This is a genomic window from Streptomyces sp. SID14436 (assembly GCF_010548465.1).
GTDB lineage: Bacteria > Actinomycetota > Actinomycetes > Streptomycetales > Streptomycetaceae > Streptomyces.
Genome location: NZ_JAAGMD010000850.1, coordinates 1 through 18,210, shown reverse-complemented (window position 1 = coordinate 18,210; position 18,210 = coordinate 1). Strand labels below are relative to the sequence as shown.

The 18,210-nt window shown below is 71.7% G+C and carries 17 protein-coding genes and 1 pseudogene; 4 read left to right on the top strand and 14 right to left on the bottom strand.

Features of this window, described 5'->3' with window-relative positions; genetic code table 11:
• Positions 1-841 (top strand): hypothetical protein (locus G3I53_RS31185; RefSeq protein WP_239064202.1); only part of this gene is annotated, 841 nt, incomplete at its 5' end.
• Positions 842-941: 100 nt separating this feature from the next.
• On the opposite strand, the gene G3I53_RS31180 is transcribed toward G3I53_RS31185, so the two are convergent.
• From G3I53_RS31180 to G3I53_RS31165, 4 genes are all read right to left on the bottom strand, one after another.
• Complete coding sequence (locus G3I53_RS31180; RefSeq protein WP_164333754.1) at positions 942-2,381, bottom strand: GH1 family beta-glucosidase; 1,440 nt, start codon at positions 2,379-2,381, stop codon at positions 942-944.
• A 78-nt stretch (positions 2,382-2,459) separates the two neighbouring features.
• Positions 2,460-3,383, bottom strand: coding sequence for a carbohydrate ABC transporter permease (locus tag G3I53_RS31175; protein WP_164439006.1), 924 nt, complete (start codon positions 3,381-3,383; stop codon positions 2,460-2,462).
• A 12-nt stretch (positions 3,384-3,395) separates the two neighbouring features.
• Entirely contained in the window at positions 3,396-4,391 is a 996-nt protein-coding gene (locus G3I53_RS31170) for a sugar ABC transporter permease (protein WP_164339124.1), read from the bottom strand.
• 100 nt (positions 4,392-4,491) lie between these two features.
• Entirely contained in the window at positions 4,492-5,802 is a 1,311-nt protein-coding gene (locus G3I53_RS31165; protein ID WP_164339125.1) for an extracellular solute-binding protein, read from the bottom strand.
• Between the two features lie 339 nt (positions 5,803-6,141).
• Here G3I53_RS31165 and G3I53_RS31160 point away from each other — a divergent pair, with 339 nt between their 5' ends.
• On the top strand, positions 6,142-7,155 hold the full coding sequence (locus G3I53_RS31160) for a LacI family DNA-binding transcriptional regulator (protein ID WP_164339126.1): 1,014 nt from the start codon (positions 6,142-6,144) through the stop codon (positions 7,153-7,155).
• Between the two features lie 64 nt (positions 7,156-7,219).
• Here G3I53_RS31160 and G3I53_RS31155 read toward each other — a convergent pair whose 3' ends face one another.
• Together G3I53_RS31155 and G3I53_RS31150 are read right to left on the bottom strand one after the other, a co-directional pair.
• A complete protein-coding gene (locus tag G3I53_RS31155; protein ID WP_164339127.1) occupies positions 7,220-8,773 on the bottom strand; it encodes an MFS transporter in 1,554 nt (517 codons plus the stop codon).
• 109 nt (positions 8,774-8,882) lie between these two features.
• Positions 8,883-10,016 (bottom strand): glutathione-independent formaldehyde dehydrogenase, encoded by a 1,134-nt coding sequence (locus G3I53_RS31150; RefSeq protein ID WP_164339128.1) that lies wholly within the window; start codon positions 10,014-10,016, stop codon positions 8,883-8,885.
• Positions 10,017-10,191: 175 nt separating this feature from the next.
• Between G3I53_RS31150 and G3I53_RS31145 the strand changes: the two genes are divergently transcribed.
• Positions 10,192-10,383 (top strand): hypothetical protein, encoded by a 192-nt coding sequence (locus G3I53_RS31145; protein WP_164339129.1) that lies wholly within the window; start codon positions 10,192-10,194, stop codon positions 10,381-10,383.
• 61 nt (positions 10,384-10,444) lie between these two features.
• Here the strand turns inward: G3I53_RS31145 and glpK are convergent, their stop codons facing one another.
• The 3 genes and pseudogenes from glpK to G3I53_RS31130 all read right to left on the bottom strand — a co-directional run.
• Complete coding sequence (gene glpK / locus G3I53_RS31140; protein WP_164339130.1) at positions 10,445-11,962, bottom strand: glycerol kinase GlpK; 1,518 nt, start codon at positions 11,960-11,962, stop codon at positions 10,445-10,447.
• Between the two features lie 126 nt (positions 11,963-12,088).
• Entirely contained in the window at positions 12,089-12,985 is an 897-nt protein-coding gene (locus tag G3I53_RS31135; protein ID WP_164339131.1) for an MIP family channel protein, read from the bottom strand.
• Between the two features lie 168 nt (positions 12,986-13,153).
• Positions 13,154-13,510 (bottom strand): annotated as a pseudogene (locus tag G3I53_RS31130) (ABC transporter permease); the annotation flags it as partial.
• Between G3I53_RS31130 and G3I53_RS34630 the strand changes: the two are divergent.
• Positions 13,502-13,771, top strand: coding sequence for a TetR/AcrR family transcriptional regulator C-terminal domain-containing protein (locus G3I53_RS34630; protein WP_164339132.1), 270 nt, complete (start codon positions 13,502-13,504; stop codon positions 13,769-13,771). The pseudogene G3I53_RS31130 and the gene G3I53_RS34630 overlap by 9 nt on opposite strands.
• A 28-nt stretch (positions 13,772-13,799) precedes the next feature.
• Here the strand turns inward: G3I53_RS34630 and G3I53_RS31120 are convergent, their stop codons facing one another.
• The 5 genes from G3I53_RS31120 to G3I53_RS31100 all read right to left on the bottom strand — a co-directional run bounded on the left by G3I53_RS31120 (position 13,800) and on the right by G3I53_RS31100 (position 18,111).
• Positions 13,800-14,351: a TetR family transcriptional regulator gene (locus G3I53_RS31120; protein WP_164339134.1), complete on the bottom strand. Its 552-nt coding sequence runs from the start codon at positions 14,349-14,351 to the stop codon at positions 13,800-13,802.
• 10 nt (positions 14,352-14,361) lie between these two features.
• Positions 14,362-14,943 carry a sugar O-acetyltransferase gene (locus G3I53_RS31115; RefSeq protein WP_164339135.1) on the bottom strand — a complete coding sequence of 194 codons (582 nt, stop codon included), beginning with the start codon at positions 14,941-14,943 and terminating at the stop codon, positions 14,362-14,364.
• 64 nt (positions 14,944-15,007) lie between these two features.
• On the bottom strand, positions 15,008-16,213 hold the full coding sequence (locus G3I53_RS31110; protein WP_164339137.1) for an MFS transporter: 1,206 nt from the start codon (positions 16,211-16,213) through the stop codon (positions 15,008-15,010).
• A gap of 83 nt (positions 16,214-16,296) precedes the next feature.
• The gene (locus G3I53_RS31105; RefSeq protein ID WP_164339142.1) at positions 16,297-17,097 is read right to left on the bottom strand and encodes a VOC family protein; all 801 of its coding nucleotides are present in this window, start codon (positions 17,095-17,097) and stop codon (positions 16,297-16,299) included.
• Between the two features lie 117 nt (positions 17,098-17,214).
• Complete coding sequence (locus G3I53_RS31100) at positions 17,215-18,111, bottom strand: DMT family transporter (RefSeq protein ID WP_164339140.1); 897 nt, start codon at positions 18,109-18,111, stop codon at positions 17,215-17,217.
• Positions 18,112-18,210: the final 99 nt, after the last annotated feature.

Below are 18,210 nucleotides of genomic sequence, written 5' to 3'. Positions count from 1 at the left end.
GGCCGGACGGCGTGCGGCGACCCGCCCCCTACGGGTCCTCGCCGCCGCCCTGGCCACCGGGACGCTGCTCGCCACGGCGGCCTGCTCGGGCGGGAGCGACAGCCCCGGGACGGCCTCCGGGACCGCCTCCACGGTGGCCGAACGGCCGCCCGCCGCGCAGAGCACGACGCCCTCCTCCACCCCCGGCGGGGAACTGACGAAGGCCGGCGCACGCAGCGCCCTGATCACCGAATCGGACCTCGAGGACGACTGGAACCCGGTGAAGGACCCGAGCACCTGGCGGGACTCCCTGCTCCTGGGCGACGTGGACGCGGCGAAGTTCCTGACGGGCAAGAGCGACGCACAGGACTGCAAGCGGCTGATGGACTCGCTGTACGACGAGACCCTGCTCGGCAGCCCGTCCGGGGCGTCGGCGGCCACCGGGTTCGAGCAGGGCGACTCCCGGCTGTACTACCAGGTCGCCGCCTACGAGAAGGCCGACCTGGACCAGTCCATGGAGTGGCTGAAGTCGCTGCCCTCGGCCTGCGACGAGTTCACCCTGACCGGCGGCGACCACGGCGACCGCACCGTCCAGGTCGTGGAGCGGACGCTGCCCGGGGAGGGCGAGGCGCGGCAGGGGCTGACGGTGTCGGTGAAGGGCACCAGCGACGGCGACCCCGTGACGCTGACGCTGGACGTGGCGGCCGTCCAGGTCGGCGCGAACGCGATCACCGTGACCAACGGCGGACTCGACGGCGCCGACCACGACTCCACCGACGCGGCGGTCTCCCAGGGAACTCCGCGGCTCACGGAGGTCCTGGCGGGCGGTACGCCGAAGCCGACGCCCAGCGGCGCCGGGTGACGACGGCGGACCGCCCCCGCTCCCGGGTCTTCCGGGAGCGGGGGCGGTCCGGCGGTGCGGCACCGCGCGGGGCGGCGGAATGGTGCCGCACCGGGCCTGGTCAGGCGCCGGGCAGGACGCCGGTGCGGGCCACCTCCGCGTACCAGCGGGCGCTGGCCTTGGGGATGCGGGTGCCGGTCGGGTAGTCGACGTAGACCGCGCCGAACCGCTTGCTGTAGCCGTGGGCCCACTCGAAGTTGTCCAACAGCGACCACAGGAAGTAGCCGCGCACGTCGGCGCCGTCCTGGATGGCCCGGTGGACGGCGGCCAGGTGGCCGCGCACGTAGGCGATCCGGGCGGGGTCGTTGACCCGGCCCTCGGGGTCGGCGTAGTCGTCGAAGGCCGCGCCGTTCTCCGTGATGACCAGCGGCGTCCTCGGGAAGTCCGACGCCAGGCGGCGCAGCAGGTCGTACAGGCCGGTCGGGTCGACGGCCCAGCCCATGGCGGTGGTCTCGCCGGGCGGCTGGTGGAAGGCGACCCGGTCGGCACCCGGCCAGGGGCTGTGGGCGCTGTTGCCGTGGCCGTCGGAGGTGTGGGTGCCGCTGCCGTCGGTCTCGGAGACGACGGTGGGCGTGTAGTAGTTGACGCCGAGGAAGTCCAGCGGCTGGTGGATCTCGCGGAGGTCGCCGTCGCGCACGAAGGACCAGTCGGTCAGCCCGGCGGTGTCCTTGAGCAGGTCCTCCGGGTAGGCGCCCTGGAGCATCGGGCCGGTGAACACCCGGTTGGCGAGGGCGTCGATGCGGCGGGCCGCGTCGGTGTCGCCGTCGCTGCCGGTGAGCGGGCGGACGTGGTGGATGTTCAGCGTCACGGAGCACTGGGCGGCGGCCGGCAGCCGGTCGCGCAGCGCCTGGACGGCGAGGCCGTGGCCCAGGTTCAGGTGGTGGGCGGCGCGCAGGGCGGCCACGGGGTCGGTGCGGCCGGGGGCGTGGACGCCGGAGCCGTAGCCGAGGAAGGCGCTGCACCAGGGCTCGTTGAGGGTGGTCCAGGTGTGCACCCGGTCGCCGAGGGCGTCCGCGGCGAGCGCGGCGTACTCGGCGAACCGTTCGGCCGTGGCGCGCTCGGGCCAGCCGCCCGCGTCCTCCAGTTCCTGGGGCAGGTCCCAGTGGTAGAGGGTGGCGACGGGCTTGATGCCCTTGTCCAGCAGTTCGTCGGCGAGGCGCCGGTAGAAGTCGAGGCCCTTCTGGACGGCGGGGCCGCGCCCGGTGGGCTGGATGCGGGGCCAGGCCAGGGAGAAACGGTAGGCGCCCAGGCCGAGTTCGGCCATGAGCGCGACGTCCTCGCGCCAGCGGTGGTAGTGGTCGGTGGCGATGTCGCCGGTGTCGCCGTTGCGGACCCGGCCGGGGGTGCGGGCGTAGGTGTCCCAGATGGACGGTGTGCGGCCGTCCTCCGTCGCGGCTCCCTCGATCTGGTAGGAGGCCGTCGCGGAACCCCAGAGGAAGCCCTGGGGGAAGGTGCGGGCTGCGTCCGGGGCGGACGCGGTCGGCTGTGCTGCGGTGACCACGTAAGTCCTTTCGATGGGGTGGGGGTTCGCACGCGGAACGCGTGGTGGGGGTGGGCGGTACGGGCCGGGCGCGGCGGGTCAGCCCTTGACGGCGCCGGCCATGATGCCGCTGACGATCTGCCGGCCGAACACGAGGAACATGGCCAGCAGCGGGAGGGTGCCGAGCAGGGCGCCCGCCATGATCAGCGACTGGTCGCGGACGTAGCCGGCGCTGAGCTGGGTGAGGGCGACGGGGACCGTCGGGTTGGTCATGTCGAGCACCACGAACGGCCAGAAGAAGTCGTTCCACGCGTGCACGAAGGTGATCATGAACAGGACGGCCATGGCGGGCCGGGCGACCGGCAGGACGATGCTCCAGAAGATGCGCAGCGAGTGCGCCCCGTCGACCCGGCCGGCCTCGACCAGTTCGTCGGGCAGGGCCTCGGAGAGGTACTGCCGCATGAAGAAGACGCCGACCGCGCTGACCAGCGTGGGGAAGATGACGGCCGGCAGCTGCTGCGACCAGCCCAGCTCGGACATCATCATGAACAGCGGCACCACGCCGAGCTGCGGCGGTACCAGCATGGTGCCGATCACCAGCATCAGCAGGGCGTTGCGGCCCTTGAACCGGAGTTTGGCGAAGGCGAATCCGGCGAGCGTCGCGAACATCACCGTGGACACCGCGATCACACCGGCCACGATCAGGCTGTTGATCATGGCCTTGCCCATGGCCGCCTCGTCCCAGGCCCGGGCGAGGTTGCTGAACAGGTTCGGGCCGGGCAGGAACGGCGGCGGGGTCTGGCTGACCCGGGTGTTGTCGGTGGAGGCCGCCACCATGGTCCAGTAGAGCGGGAAGATCGACAGGATCGCCATGATGGCGAGCAGGACGTAGGCGAGCGGGCCCGCGTGGTGCTGGCGGCCGGCGCGCTGGCGCAGCAGCCGGCGGCCGCCGCGGCCCGGCGGTGTCGGGGCGGGGGGCCGGTCCGGCGTCTCGGTCCGGGCCGGGAGGCTGTGGGTGGTCATGGCGACTCCAGGTCAGGACGTGCGGGAGCGCAGGCGCTTGATCAGGCGCTGCGCCACGAAGACGAGGACGAGCAGCAGGAACATCGCCCAGGCGACGGTCGCCGAGCGGCCCATCTGGTAGTTCTTCCAGCCCTCCTCGTACAGCAGCAGGCCCAGCGTCTGGTACTGGTTGTCGGCGCCGCCGGTGACGCCGTTGGGTCCCTGCCCGAAGATCAGCGGCTCACCGAACAGCTGGGTGGCGCCGATCGTGGAGAGCACGATGGTGAAGACGATGGTGGAGCGGATGCCGGGCACCGTGACGTGGGTGAACTGCTTCCAGCGGGAGGCCCCGTCGAGGGACGCCGCCTCGTACCGGTCGGCCGGGATGGCCTGCATGGCGGCGAGGTAGAGCAGGGCGTTGTAGCCGGTCCAGCGCCAGATGACGATGGTGGAGATGGCGACCTGGGCGGGCCACTTGTCGGCCTCCCAGTCCACCGGGTCGATGCCCACCGTGCCCAGCGCCCAGTTGATCATGCCGAAGTCGCGCTCGAAGATCATGGTGAACACGAGGGCGGCGGCGGCGACCGACGTGGCGTAGGGCACCAGCGAGGCCACGCGGAAGAACAGCGAGGCCCGCATGCGGTAGTTGAGCAGGTGGGCGAGGCCGAGCGCCATCAGCAGCTGGGGCACCGTGGAGATGACGCCGATGGTGATGGTGTTGCCCAGCGCGTTCCAGAACCGCTCGTCGCTCCACAGTTCGACGTAGTTGTCGAACCCGACCCACTCCATGACGTCGAGAGTGGCCAGCTCCACCTGGTGCAGCGAGATCCACGACGTGTAGACGAGGGGGTAGAAACTGAAGGCGGCGAACACGACGAAGAACGGGGCGACGAACGCGTACGGGGCGCCCTTGACGTCCAGCAGGTGCAGCAGTGCGCCGCGCCTGCGGGGGGTGCTCTCGCCGCCCTTGCCGGGCGGCGGGCCCGGCGGCTCCTCGCCGGCCGGGGCCTTGGTGGTGGAGGTGGCCAACCGTCTTTCCTTCCTGGGTGCGAATGCGTGATCCCGGTCCCCGGCCCCGGGCCCGCCGCCGGAGGGCGGACGGGCCCGGACGGCCGAGGGGGGAGGCAGGTCAGCCGACCGCCTTCTCGATGCGCTCCGCGGTGGTCTTCCACGCCTCGTCACGCGGGGTGTCCTGCTGCTCGATCAGCGTCAGGCCCTGCGAGAAGGTGTCCTTGATCGTGCCGTCCTTGCGGCCGAGGACCTGCTTGTCGGGGATCTCCTGGGCGGCGGCACCGAAGATCTGCCCGATCGGCGCGTCGCTGAAGTACTCGGAGGTGGCGCCCTTCACCTCGTCGGTGTCCAGGGCCTTCTGTGAGGACGGGATGTTGCCGATCTCCTTGAAGATGTGGGCCTGCTGCTCGGGCGCGGTCAGCCACGCGACCAGCTTCTGGGCCTCCTCCTTCACCGGGCTCTGCTCGATCACGCCGAGGAAGGAGCCGCCCCAGTTGGCGCCCTTGGGGGCCCGGGCGACGTCCCACTTGCCCTTGTTGGCGTCGCCGGCCTTCTCGCTGATGTGGCTGAGCATCCACGCCGGGCAGACGGCCGTGGCGAAGGTGCCGTTGGCCAGGCCCGGGTCCCAGCCGGGCTGGAACTGGCGCAGCTTGGCCGTCAGACCGTCCTCGGCGGCGTCGGCGGCGAGGTTCCACGCGTCCTTGACGACGGGGTTCTTGTCGTAGATCAGGTCGCCCTGCTCGTTGTAGTACTGCTCGGGGTGGCCGTAGACCATGGCGTTGAACAGGCCGCTGGCCGCGTCCATGTAGGCCACGTTCTTGCCCTTGAAGCCCTTCTTGAAGTCGCGGCCGGCCTCGACGTACTTGGCCCAGTCGCCCTCCCAGAGCTTGGCGACCTCCTCGCGGTCGGTGGGCAGACCGGCCTGCTCGAAGTAGTCCTTGCGGTAACAGACGGCCATGGGACCGATGTCGGTGCCCAGCCCGAGCACCTTGCCGTCGGCGGTGCTGATCTGGGACTCCTTCCACGGCAGGAAGTGGTCGGTGCCCGTCACCCCGGAGAAGTCGGCGAACTTGTCCGCCTGCGTCTCGGTGATCTCCTTGGCCCGGCCGATCTCGATGCCCTGGATGTCCTTCAGGCCCTTGCCGGCCGCGAGCCGGGTCTGCAGCGCCGTGTAGTACGTCTGCTCGTCACCGGCGATCTCCGCCTTGATCTCGACGCCCGGATTCTCCTTCTCGTACTTCTCCAGGAGGCCGGTCTCCTTGATGCCCATGACCCCGTACAGGCCCATGGTGATGGTGACCTTGCCGTCCTTCTTGCCCCCACCGGTGGCCGAGTCGTCACCGCTGCTGCAGCCGACGACCAGCGTCAGCGCGCCGACGGCAGCGACCGCCGCCACCGCCTTCGAACGCATCGAACCGGTACTGCCCATGGATCTCCTCCTAGCGACGGCGCTGACACACCGGAGTGACGAGGTCTGCGATGACTACAGCGGCTCTGAAAAATGAGGTGGGTACGTTCCCACTTCGGGGTGGGAACGTGCCCATCGATGCAACGAAGACTCATGTGCGGCGGCTCGTATGTCAATAACTTGAACGCAACTCTTCGTCGCGGACCGCTGTCCGCCGCCGGTTCCGCCCCACCTCGGCACCGGCCACCGCGCGACATCTGCAAGACTTGTCGCCGGTCACTCCGCGGCCGGCGTCGCCTGGCGCGCGCCCGGCCCCGCGTCCGCGGCATGATCCGAACGACAGGCCCCAGGGGGGAGCACATGACGGGGAACCGCCGTCCCACGATCAAGACCGTCGCCGCCCGCGCCGGCGTCGGCCGCACCACGGTGTCCCGTGTCGTCAACGGCTCCGACCTGGTCAGCGCCGAGGTCCGCACCCGCGTCCTGGAGGCGATCAAGGAGCTCAACTACGTCCCGAACTCGGTCGCCCGCGGACTGGTCACCAACCGCACCGACGCCGTGGCGCTGGTCATCCCGGAGTCCGAGAGCAGGCTCGGCTCGGAGCCGTTCTTCGCCGCGCTGATCAGGGGCGTCAGCGGCGCCCTGACCGAGACCCGGACCCAGCTCCAGCTGATGCTGGTGCGCGACCAGGCCGAACGGGACCAGCTCACCGAGTCGGTGGCCACGCGCCGGGTGGACGGGGTCCTCCTCGTCTCCGTCCACGCCGACGACCGGCTGCCGGGCATGCTGGAGGAGATGGGCCTGCCCACCGTGCTGGCCGGCCGCCGCGACGCCGGCGAACAGCTCAGCTACGTCGACTCCGACAACGCCGGCGGCGCCCTCGTGGCGGTCCGGCACCTGCTGCACAGGGGCCGCCGGAGGATCGCGACGATCACCGGCCCGCACGACATGGACGTGGGCCGGAGCCGGCTCGCCGGCTGGCGCGACGCCCACGCCGAGGCGGGCCTGACCGCCGACGAACTCCTGGTCGAGACGGGTGACTTCACCGAGGAGAGCGGCAGCCGCGCGATGTGTTCGCTTCTTGAACGCGCGCCGGATCTGGACGCCGTCTTCGCCGCCTCCGACCTGATGGCGGTCGGCGCGCTGGCCGAACTCCGGCGCCGGGGACGCCGGGTTCCGGAAGACGTCGCCGTCGTCGGATTCGAGGACTCCGTCCTCGCCCGCCACACCAATCCCCCGCTGACGACGGTGCGCCAGCCGGTGGAGGAACTGGGCCGGACCATGGTGCGGATCCTCACCGACATCACCCGCAACGGCGCGCCCCGCCGCCAGGTGACGCTGCCGACGGAACTGGTGGTGCGCGAGTCGTCCTGAGCGGCCCCGCGCCGCGCCGGGGAGGGCCCTCGACGCGCCGCTCCCCGGGCCGTTTTCGCGCCCCTCAGAACCTCGGCGTGGGCGCCTGCGCCTCGACGATCTCGGCGGCCTCCGCCGGTGTCTGAACCGAGGGCGGTGAGCCTTCCAGCGGCTGCTGGGCGGTCTCCTTCATGCAGGCCACCGCGATCACGCCGACCAGGGCCGCCGCCATCGCGTAGTAGGCGGGCATCATGTCCGAGCCGGTCGCGCCGATCAGGGCCGTGATGACCAGGGGCGTGGTGCCGCCGAACAGCGACGCCGACAGGTTGTAGCCCACGGACAGGGAGCCGTAGCGCACCGACGTCGGGAACATGGCCGGCAGCGCGGCCGACATGGTGCCCAGCAGGCAGACCAGGGACAGGCCGAGCATCAGCATGCCGGCCGAGACGGCGAGCAGGCTGCCCTGCTGGACCAGCAGGAACGCGGGGACGGAAAGGAAGAAGAAGCCCAGCATGCCCGTCATGAGCAGGGGCTTGCGGCCGAACCGGTCGGACAGGATGCCCACCCGGTTGATGATCAGCATGAGGACGACCATCGTGGCCACCAGGATCAGCAGTCCGTGGGACTCGCTGTAGTGCAGCTCGTCCGAGAGGTACGTCGGCATGTACGACAGCAGCATGTAGTCGGTGATGTTGTAGGCACCGACCAGGGCGATGCACAGCACCAGCGTGCGCCACTGCTCGCGGAAGACGCGGGCGAGTCCGCCGCGGGCGGTGGTCTCCACCGCGTCGGCGGCGTCGGACACCCGGACGGTCTCCTGTTCCAGCTTCAGGTAGGCGGGAGTGTCGTCGAGCTTGAGCCGCAGGTAGATGCCGACGATGCCGAGCGGTCCGGCGATCAGGAACGGGATGCGCCAGCCCCAGGCGTCCATGGTGTCGCTGCCCAGCCACGCGGTGAGCGCGGTGACCAGGCCGGCGGCGCCGGTGTACCCGGCCAGCGTCCCCAGCTCCAGGAAGCTGCCGAAGTAGCCGCGCCGCTTGTCCGGGGCGTACTCCGCGATGAAGGTCGAGGCGCCGCCGTACTCGCCGCCGGTGGAGAAGCCCTGCAGCAGGCGGAAGACGATCAGCAGGGCGGGGGACCAGAAGCCGACGGCCGCGTACGTGGGGAGCATGCCGATGGCGGCGGTGCCGACCGCCATGAGGATCATCGTCAGGGCCAGGACCTTCTTGCGGCCGATCTTGTCGCCCATCGGGCCGAAGACCATGCCGCCGAGCGGTCGCACGAGGAAGGCGACCGCGAAGGTGGCGAACGACGACAGCAGCTGCACCGTCTCGTTGCCGGAGGGGAAGAAGACCCGGCCGATGGTGCCCGCCAGATAGGCGTAGATGCCGAAGTCGAACCACTCCATGGCGTTGCCGAGCGAGGCGGCCTTCACCGCACGCTTGACCGCCCGCTCGTCCGTCACCGTGATGTCCGACCGGCGCAGCCTCGGGTGCCGGCGACGCTGGGCGGCGCGGAAGAGCCGGGTGTGGCGTCGGACTGCTGAGAACTCGGGCTCGGGCCCGTTGCCGTTGGGGGACGTGGCCGCATTCCTTTCCGGGACGTACCGCTCGAAACGGAACGTATCAGCGCTTTTCACGGCCTGCCCGGCGGACCGCCGACGGCGGCGCGGCAACGGAGTGACCTCCGCGGGGCATGGCCCGGCCCGCGGGTCTCACCTCCCGCGGGCCGGAACCGGGTGCCCCGTCTCAGGGGTGCAACACGACCTTCGTGTAGCCGTCCACCCGCTTGTCGAACTTGTCATAGGCGTCGGCCGCCTCGTCCAGTCCGAGCTCGTGGGAGACGACGAAGCTGGGCTTCGCCCGGCCCTCGATGATCATGTCGCGCAGGTGCCGGTTGTAGCGCTTCACGTTGCACTGACCCGTGCCGACCCGCAGGCCCTTCTCGAACAGCTTGCCGATCGCGACGAGGAGCATGCCCTGCTTGGCCTGCTCGTCGGGGGCTCCCGGGTCCGCCGGGACGTACAGACCCGGCACTCCGAGCGCGCCGGTGGGCCGCACGGTGCCGACCAGCGAGTTCAGCACAACGGCGGGCTCCTCCTCGCCGGAGCCGCCGGCGGTCGCCTGGTAGCCGACCGCATCGACGCCCTTGTCGGTGCCGACGCCGTCGGTCTGGTCCTTGATCTGCTCCACGGGGTCGCCCTGGGAGAAGTCGATCGGCGTGGCGCCGATCTCCTCGGCCTTCTGCAGCCGCTCCGCGACCCGGTCGACGACGAACACCTGCTTGGCGCCGCGCAGCATGGCCGAGTACGCGGCCATCAGACCGACCGGTCCCGCTCCGTACACCGCCACGCTCTCCCCGGGGCGCACCTGGGCGAGTTCGCAGCCGTGGTAGCCGGTGGGGAAGATGTCGGCGAGCAGCACGAAGTCGGTCTCGTGCTCGGTTCCCTCGGGGAGTTTCAGGCAGTTGAAGTCGGCGTAGGGCACCCTCAGGTATTCCGCCTGGCCTCCCTGCCACGGCCCCATGGAGACATATCCGTAGGCGCCGCCCGCGAATCCGGGATTGACGGTCGTGCAGTATCCGGTGAATCCCTCGGCGCAGTTCCGGCAGAATCCGCAGGCGACGTTGAAGGGCATGACGACCCGGTCGCCCTCCTTGAGTGTGGTGACCCCGTCGCCGACCTCCTCGACGATGCCCATGTTCTCGTGACCGAAGACGATGCCGGGTTCGGCCGCGGTGCGGCCCTCGTACATGTGCAGGTCGGAGCCGCATATCGCGGTGGAGGTGACCTTCACGAGCACATCGTTGGGATGCTGGATGGCGGGCTTGTCGACTTCCTCGACCGAGACGCTGAAGGGCCCCTGGTAAACGACGGCCTTCATGGCCGCTCCCTCCGTCGGAGAAACGCGCGGTGGTGCGTCACGCGCCCCAGCCGCTCGGTACGCGTGACCCATCTCTCATGGTTCTCCGGCCCTCTGCGGGGGGCAAATCGGTAATGTCCCCGTGAACGCAATGCTTCCGTGCCCCGCGTGGGCACAGCACGAGAGTGACCGAGAAATGTCAGCTCAACGACTGGGGACGCTGCTGGTCCCCGTGCCGGGACTGTCCGGCACCACCTACCCGCCGGGCACGACCGTCACCGTCCGTGGCCGGGGAGCCACCGTCGACGCCTTCGTCAAGGGCGACTGGCTCCCGCTGGCGTGGTGGGAGTTCTCCGACGGCCTGCGCGAGGACATCGCGGATCGCTGAGCCGTCCGCCCCGTCCCGCGCGTGCCGCCGGAGGTCCCCGCGGGTCCGGCCGCCCGCTCCGTCAGGTGATCTTGACCCAGTCCAGGGTGCGCTCGACGGCCTTCTTCCAGCCCTCGTAGCCCTCCTGGCGCTGTTCCTCGCTCCACTGCGGTTCCCAGCGCTTCGACTCCTGCCAGTGCGAGCGCAGCTCGTCGGTGTCGTTCCAGAAGCCGGTGGCGAGCCCGGCCGCGTAGGCGGCGCCCAGGGCGGTGGTCTCGGCGACCACCGGCCGGCTGACGGGGACGCCGAGCACGTCGGCCTGGATCTGCATGCACAGGTCGTTGGCGGTGACCCCGCCGTCGACCTTGAGGACGTCGAGGTGCACGCCCGAGTCCCGCTCCATCGCGTCGACCACGTCGCGGCTCTGGTAGCAGATGGCCTCCAGCGTCGCCCGGGCGATGTGCGCGTTGGTGTTGTAGCGGGCGAGGCCCACCATCGCGCCGCGGGCGTCGGAGCGCCAGTACGGGGCGAACAGCCCGGAGAAGGCCGGCACGAAGTACATGCCCCCGTTGTCCTCCACCGAGCGGGCGAGCGGCTCGCTGTCCGGCGCGGTCTGGATGATCTTCAGCTGGTCCCGCAGCCACTGCACGGCGGCTCCGGTGACGGCGATCGACCCCTCGAGCGCGTAGACGGCGGGCTGGCCGGCGAACTGGTAGGCGACGGTGGTGAGCAGCCCGTGCTGCGAACGGACCAGTTCGGTCCCGGTGTTGAGGACCAGGAAGTTGCCGGTGCCGTAGGTGTTCTTGGCCTCGCCGGGGGCGAAGCAGACCTGGCCCACGGTGGCGGCGTGCTGGTCGCCCAGGACGCCGGTGATCGGCACGGCGGCGTTGAGCGGCCGGGAGGTGCGGGCCTGGCCGAACGCCTCCGGGTGCGACGAGGGGTTGATCACCGGCAGCATCGCGCGCGGGATGCCGAAGATCTCCAGCAGCTCGTCGTCCCAGTCCAGCGTCTCCAGGTTCATCAGCATGGTGCGGCTGGCGTTGGTGACGTCGGTGGCGTGCACGCCGCCGTTGGGGCCGCCGGTGAGGTTCCACAGCACCCAGGCGTCGGTGTTGCCGAAGAGGGCGTGGCCAGCCTCGGCGGCCTCCCGCAACCCCTCGACGTTCTCCAGCAGCCACTTGATCTTGCCGCCGGAGAAGTAGGTGGCCGGCGGCAGGCCCGCCTTGTGACGGATGGTGTCGCCGTGGCCGTCGCGTTCGAGGGCGGCGGCGATGCTGTCGGTGCGGGTGTCCTGCCAGACGATGGCGTTGTAGTACGGGCGTCCGGTGCGCGGGTCCCAGACCACGGTGGTCTCGCGCTGGTTGGTGATGCCGATCGCCCTGAGGTCGTTCGCGGTGAGCCCGGCGGTGCGCAGGGCGTTCTGGATCACGGTGTTGGTGCGTTCCCAGATCTCCACCGGGTCGTGTTCGACCCAGCCCGACTTGGGCAGGATCTGCCGGTGTTCGAGCTGGTGCTTGCCCACCTCGTTGCCTGAGTGGTCGAAGATCATGAAGCGCGTGCTGGTGGTCCCCTGGTCCACCGCGCCGACGAATTCGGGCATGGTCTGCCGCCTCTTCTCCTGATGCGTTGTCTCCCGGTGGGGTACCGCGTCGCGCCGGTGGCACCCCTGTCCGGCGGATGGGGCGCGCCCCCGGCCGGCGCGGGGCCGGACGGAGGCGGGGGATTCCTACGGCTCGGGGGTCGCGGGGCCTTCCTCGCGCTCCTCGGCCTGCACGGTGCGGGCCTTGATCAGCGGTCCGATGAGCCAGTCGTACACCAGGACGCCGATGGCGCCGCCGATGAGCGGTCCGACGATGGGGATCCACCAGTAGCCGCTGAACCAGCCGAAGGTGCCGGGTAGCGCGATGTCGCCCCAGCCCTCGAAGAAGGTGAACAGGCGTGGGCCGAAGTCGCGGGCCGGGTTGATCGCGTAGCCGGCGTTCGTGCCGAAGGTGAGGCCGATCGCGACGACGATCAGGCCGATGATGAACGGGCCGAGGTTGGCCATGGGTGCGGTGTTGCGGGTGTCGATGACGGCGCAGATCAGCATCAGCAGCATTCCTGTGCCGATGATCTGGTCGAGCAGCGGACCCCACCACGAGTTGCCGAAGTACTCGGCGGGGAAGGTCGCGAAGATGGAGTAGGTGGCGAGCGACTCGTCGCGTGGGATGCCCGCGTCCGCGTTCGCGGCGTCGATGGCCCACCGGTAGCTCGCGTAGACGAGCGCGGCGGCGACGAAGGCTCCGAAGACCTGCGCCAGCCAGTAGGCCGGCACCTTGTTCCACGGGAAGTCCCTGCGTACCGCGAATCCGAGGGTCACCGCGGGGTTGAGGTGGGCGCCGCTGATGCCGCCGGCCACGTACACGCCGAAGACGACCGCGAGGCCCCAGCCCCAGGCGATGATGAGCCAGTTGGCGGGGCCGAAGTCCACCGCCTGCCGGCCGGAGCCGGGCAGACCGACCACCGCGACGGCCACTGACCCGAGCCCGAAGAGGATCAGGACGAATGTTCCGAGAAACTCTGCCACCATCTCGCCGCCGAGGCCCTCTTTGTAGCCCCGCCGTCGTGCAGTGCGTTCCGCCATAGGTAGCTCCTTGGCTGGAAAGGGTCAAAACTGACCCATCCTTACCCGGGACATCAAGGATGTTAAGCACATCAAACGGAACATTCAGCATGTTCGCTCGAACGGCCCCCTCACGGGGAGCGCATCCTGCGCGGCAGGACCCGTGGGGGTACGCTCCGCGGCGCCCGCTCAGCCCCCGGTGCGCCGCCGGAAGCGGATTCCGGCCAGGGCGACCGACACGGCGGTGATGCCCGCGCACCAGGCCAGCGCCGTCCAGGGGGCGTTGCCCACCGGCTGGTCCAGGAGGAGTCCGCGCAGGGCCTCGATGACGGGGGTGACCGGCTGGTGCTCGGCGAAGCCGTGCAGCCAGGACGGCATGGTGTCGATGGGGACGAACGCGCTGCTCGGGTACGGCAGGAAGAGCACCAGGAAGGTGAAGCCGCTCGCCGCCTCCGGTGACCCGGCGAGCAGGCCGACCGCGGCCGCCAGCCAGGAGAAGGCCAGCACGAAGGCGACCAGCACGCCGGCCGCGGCGAGGTGCCCGGCGGGCCCGGCGAACACGTCCGCGACGGCACCACCGGCCTGCCGGGCGACGACCTACGCGGCTACGGCGCTCTGCTGCGCCGCCTCATCGACGCCCGCAGCCATCCGCACCTGCACGACGTGGTCGAGGCCGGCGTCTTCGAGGACGACGACAACCCGGACTACGACTTCGAGTTCGGCCTGGAACGGCTGCTCGACGGCGTGGAGAGCCTGATCCGCGGCCGGCAGGACCCGCCGGCCGCGCCGCAGGCCCCCTCCGCCTGACCGGCGCGGACCGCTCCGTCCACCGCCGTCAGCCCCCGTCCGGTCCGGTGATCCGGGCGACCGCCTCGCGGGTCAGGGCGCGCCCGTGCGGCTCCCGGGCCAGGGCCCGGTGGAGGGTCAGTCCCTCGATGAGGGCGTCGAGCTGACGGGCGGTGTCCGGATCGAAGTGCTTCTCCAGGTGCACGCGGCTGCGGCGCATCCACTCGTGGGTGAGTTCGCGGTACGCGGGCTGGCGGGCCGCCAGGGTGTAGAGCTCCTGGGTGAGCACGAGGTCGCGCCGGCTGCCCTCGGACAGGGTGTGCACCAGGTCGACGACCGCCTCCCGGGCCCCGGCACGGTCGGCGGCGGCCGCGAGGTGGGTGTCGAAGACGGCGACGATGTGGTCCGTGAAGCGGCCGAACGCCTCCTTCAGCAGGTGGTCGATGCCCTCGAAGTGGTAGGTCATCGAGCCCAGCGGCACCCCGGCCCGGCTCGCGATCCTCCGGTGGGACACCCGGGCGATGCCCTCGTCGGCGATCAGGTCCAGCGTGGCGTCGAGGATGCGTTCGCGGCGCCGCGGATCGGTGTACCCGGTGGCCATGCCCGCCGCCTCAGAGGGTGCGGACCGGCCGGGCCGGACTCCCGACCGCGACGACACCGGCCGGCACGTCCCTGGTCACCACCGAGCCGGCGCCGATCACGGAGTCGTCGCCGATGGTCACGCCCGGCAGCACGATGACCCCGCCGCCCAGCCACACGTTGTCCCCGATGGTGATGGGCCGGGCGGCCTCCAGCTTGTCGCGGCGCGGCTGCGGCTCCAGCGGGTGTGTGGGGGTGAGCAGTTGCACGTTGGGCCCGATCTGGCAGTCCGCGCCGACGGTGATCGCCGCGACGTCCAGGGCGGTCAGGTTGTAGTTGACGAAGGTGCGGGCACCGATGGTGATGTTGCTGCCGTAGTCGACGTACAGCGGCGGCCGGACCTCGGCCTGCTCGCCGAGCGAGCCGAGGAGTTCTTCCAGCAGGGGCCGCGCCGCCCCGGCGTCCTCGGCGAAGGCGGCCTGGTAGCGGGCGGCCAGGCGCACGGCCCGCTGCTGGCGGCGGGCGATCTCCGGGTCGTCGGCGATGTAGAGGTCACCCGCCTGCATGCGTTCGAGGTTCGTGCGGGGGTCGTGCGCGAAGTGGTCCGTCGGCATGGCCCGAGCCTACCGGCCGGAGCGTACGCCCGTACGCTCCAACGCGGCCGGACCGGCGCCGGATTCACCGGCGCCGGGTCGCCAGCACTCCGGCGAGCAGCAGCACGACGACTCCGGCGAGCGGCACCACCGTCAGGCCCACGCGCAGGCTGGTCGCGTCCGCGACCAGGCCGACGACCGGCGGGGAGAGCAGGAAGCCCAGGCGCATGAGCCAGGAGACGATCGTCAGGCCCGATCCCGGCTTCAGGCCGGGAAGTTCGTCGGCGGCCTGCATCGCGGCCGGGACGAGCGTGGCCACACCCAACCCGGCGGCCGCGAAGCCGAGGACGGTCCCGCCGACCGTGGGCACGGCCAGCGCCAGGCCCATGCCGGCCGCGGCGACGAGACCGCCGGCCCGGGCCACGGCACGCTGCCCGAAGCGGTCCACGAGCCGGTCGCCGACGAGACGCCCGACGAACTGGGCGCCCACCAGGGCGATGTATCCGGACGCGGCGAGCGCGGCGGACGCGCGCAGGGAGTCGGAGAGGTAGAGCGCGGCCCAGGAGTTGCCCGCGTCCTCGACCAGGGTGCCGGCGGTGGCGATCACGACGAGCGCCGCCAGCACGTAGGCGGTGCGCGGACCGGCCGCCGGGCGGCCCGTGGACCGCCGGTCCGCTCCCCCGTCGCCGTCCGCCGCGGGCTCGGTGTCCGGCCCGGGCAGGCAGTACCGCAGGGCGACGAGCGCCACGGCCGCGAACAGTCCCGCCGATATCAGCAGGTGCACGCCCAGGGACAGGTCGAGGGCGATCGCGGCGGCGGCCATGGAGCCGCCGGTGACCGCGCCGATGGACCAGATGGCGTGGAAGGAGTTGATGATGGAGCGGCCGTAGCGGCGCTGCACACGCAGGGCGTGGGCGTTCTGGGCGACGTCGGTGATCGCGTCCATCGCTCCGGCCACGAACAGCGCGGCGGCGAACCACATCACCGTGCCGGAGGTTCCGGCGGCGAGGATGCCGACGCCGGTCAGGATCGTACTGGCGACCGCGACCCGCGCCGAGCCCAGCCGTCGGATGAGCACCCCGGCCGCGAGGCCGGCCGCGATGGCGCCGGTCGGGAAGGCCGCGACGGCCAGACCGTAGGCGGCGTTGCCGATGCCCAGATCCGCCTTGATCTGCGGATACCTCGGCAGGAGGTTGGCGAAGAGGGCCCCGTTGGTGAAGAACAACGCGGCGACGGCCACCCGGGCCTGCCGTTCGGCCAGGGCAGGCCGGCGCAGTACGTCAACAGTCATGCGGAGGACACTACAACCCGGAGCGTACGAACGTACGCTCCACCCCCGCCGCCCGGTCGGGCGGCGGCCCTCGTTCCGCCGGGTCAGCGGGGGGCGGGTGCCAGCACCACGAAGTCCGCCGCCGCCGGGTCGGCGCAGACGGCCAGCCGGCCGACGCCCTCCGCGTCGTCGGGCCCCGTCCGCACGCTGCCGCCGTTCCCGGTGACCAGGTCCACGGCCGCGTCGCAGTCGGTGACCGCGAACACAGGGTGCCAGTACGGCCGCCCGCCGGTCTCCGCCAGGTCGCCGGCGGCGACCTGCATGAGGCCGCCGTGCATGCGCTCCTCGGGCAGTCCGGCCGGGGTGATCAGCGTGTACGCGCCCTCGCCGCCCGGCATCGGCATGTCGCTGAACTGCCAGCCGAGGACCTCGCCGTAGAACTCCTGCGCGGCCGCCGCGTCCGTGGTGTACAGCTCGGTCCAGCACAGCGAGCCGGGTTCCTCCACCAGCTCGAAGCCCGCGTTCCGGCCCGGCTGCCAGACGGCGAACTGGGCGCCGAGCGGGTCGCTGTACTGCGCCATCCTGCCCCACTCGCCGAGGTCCCTCGGCTCCACCCGGACGGTGCCGCCCGCCCGCTCGACGGCGCCGGTCGTGTCGTCCGCGTCGGCGACGGTGTAGTAGATCATCCAGGCGGACCGAGCACCCTCCTCGGTGAGCTTGCCGAGCCCGGCGACGGTCTTGCCGTCCTTCTGGAACATCCCGCCTTCCATGTCCTCACCGCCGCCGTCCATGGGCTGGTACTCCCAGCCGAACACGGCGCCGTAGAAGGCCGCGGCGGCTGGTACGTCGGGGGTCCCGAGGTCGAGCCAGCAGGGGGAGCCGGGGGTGCGGTCGTTGATGATCACGGCGAATCCCTTCACGCGGTCCGCGGTCCGTACCAGCGTGACACCGGGTCCGGGCGCCCGCGCGTCGGCGGCGACGCGCCGCAGAGGGATCCGACGGCGGGCCGCTCGGGCGGGGGTTCAGGGCGGCTCGGCGCCGACGGTGGCGCGGTCCTCCCCGGCCAGCACGCGGGCCTGGGGCAGTCTGGCGAGCGCGAAGACGCCCCCGGCGATCAGGGCGACGCCCAGCAGCTGGGGCACCAGCCACCAGCCGGACCGCACGTACTCGGCGTAGAGGGTGAGCCCGAGGGCCAGGCTCAGTCCCGCGTCGCCCAGCGTGATCGCGGGCTGTGAGGCGACCAGCGGGCCCGACTGCAGCGCGTTCTCCAGGAAGAACAGCGCGGCCGCCCCGAAGAGCGCGAAGCCGTAGGTCTGCCAGGCGGTGAGGAACGCGGTGAGCCCGCCGTCGTCGAGCGTGTGCATGGACGCCTTCATCAGCGCCGCCGTCACCGCGTAGGCGACGGCGGTGGCCAGCCCGAAGCAGGCAGCGCGGGCCCGGCCCTCGGGGCGGCGGAGCGCGGCGGCCACCAGCGCGGCGATCACGCCGGCGCAGACGGCGAGCGCGGGGATCCACCGGTCCATCGGCACGTGCGTCCGGTTGCCCGAGGGGGAGGCGGCGCCGAGGGCGACGACGAGTCCGGCCACGACGGCGAGGACGGCCGTCCAGCCCGCCCGGGACAGTCCGCCGCGCAGCAGGACGGTGCCGATGACCAGGGCGAGCGGGAGCTCCATCACCAGCAGCGGCTGGACCACCGTCAGCGGCCCCGTGGCGAGCGCGACCGCCTGGCAGACGGCCGCGGCGATCACGGCGGCGATGCCGGCGAGCCAGACCGGACGGCGCAGCAGGTCCAGCATGAGCCCGGCCCGCAGGGTGTCGGACCGGGGCACCGTCAGGGCCGCCTTGCGCTGGAGGACGGTGGCGAGCGCGTTGCTGAAGGCGGCGGCCAGCGCGAACACGACGGGCACCAGGATGCTCACGGCGGTCCTCCGGAACACGGGAATGACGAGTGCGGCCCGCCCCCAGGTGCCATGGTGACGTGCCGCCCGCCCCGCCGCGAGCGCGCCGGGCCGCCGGGA

Bases quoted from the DNA above. Each gene is read 5' to 3' on its own strand.
- G3I53_RS31150 (WP_164339128.1), bottom strand. From the start codon at position 10,016: ATGAAGGCCGTCGTTTACCAGGGGCCCTTCAGCGTCTCGGTCGAGGAA.
- G3I53_RS31120 (WP_164339134.1), bottom strand. From the start codon at position 14,351: ATGGCCACCGGGTACACCGATCCGCGGCGCCGCGAACGCATCCTCGAC.
- G3I53_RS31115 (WP_164339135.1), bottom strand. From the start codon at position 14,943: ATGCCGACGGACCACTTCGCGCACGACCCCCGCACGAACCTCGAACGC.
- G3I53_RS31110 (WP_164339137.1), bottom strand. From the start codon at position 16,213: ATGACTGTTGACGTACTGCGCCGGCCTGCCCTGGCCGAACGGCAGGCC.
- G3I53_RS31175 (WP_164439006.1), bottom strand. From the start codon at position 3,383: ATGACCACCCACAGCCTCCCGGCCCGGACCGAGACGCCGGACCGGCCC.
- glpK (WP_164339130.1), bottom strand. From the start codon at position 11,962: ATGCCCGAATTCGTCGGCGCGGTGGACCAGGGGACCACCAGCACGCGC.
- G3I53_RS31145 (WP_164339129.1), top strand. From the start codon at position 10,192: ATGTCAGCTCAACGACTGGGGACGCTGCTGGTCCCCGTGCCGGGACTG.
- G3I53_RS31160 (WP_164339126.1), top strand. From the start codon at position 6,142: ATGACGGGGAACCGCCGTCCCACGATCAAGACCGTCGCCGCCCGCGCC.
- G3I53_RS31165 (WP_164339125.1), bottom strand. From the start codon at position 5,802: ATGGGCAGTACCGGTTCGATGCGTTCGAAGGCGGTGGCGGCGGTCGCT.
- G3I53_RS31135 (WP_164339131.1), bottom strand. From the start codon at position 12,985: ATGGCGGAACGCACTGCACGACGGCGGGGCTACAAAGAGGGCCTCGGC.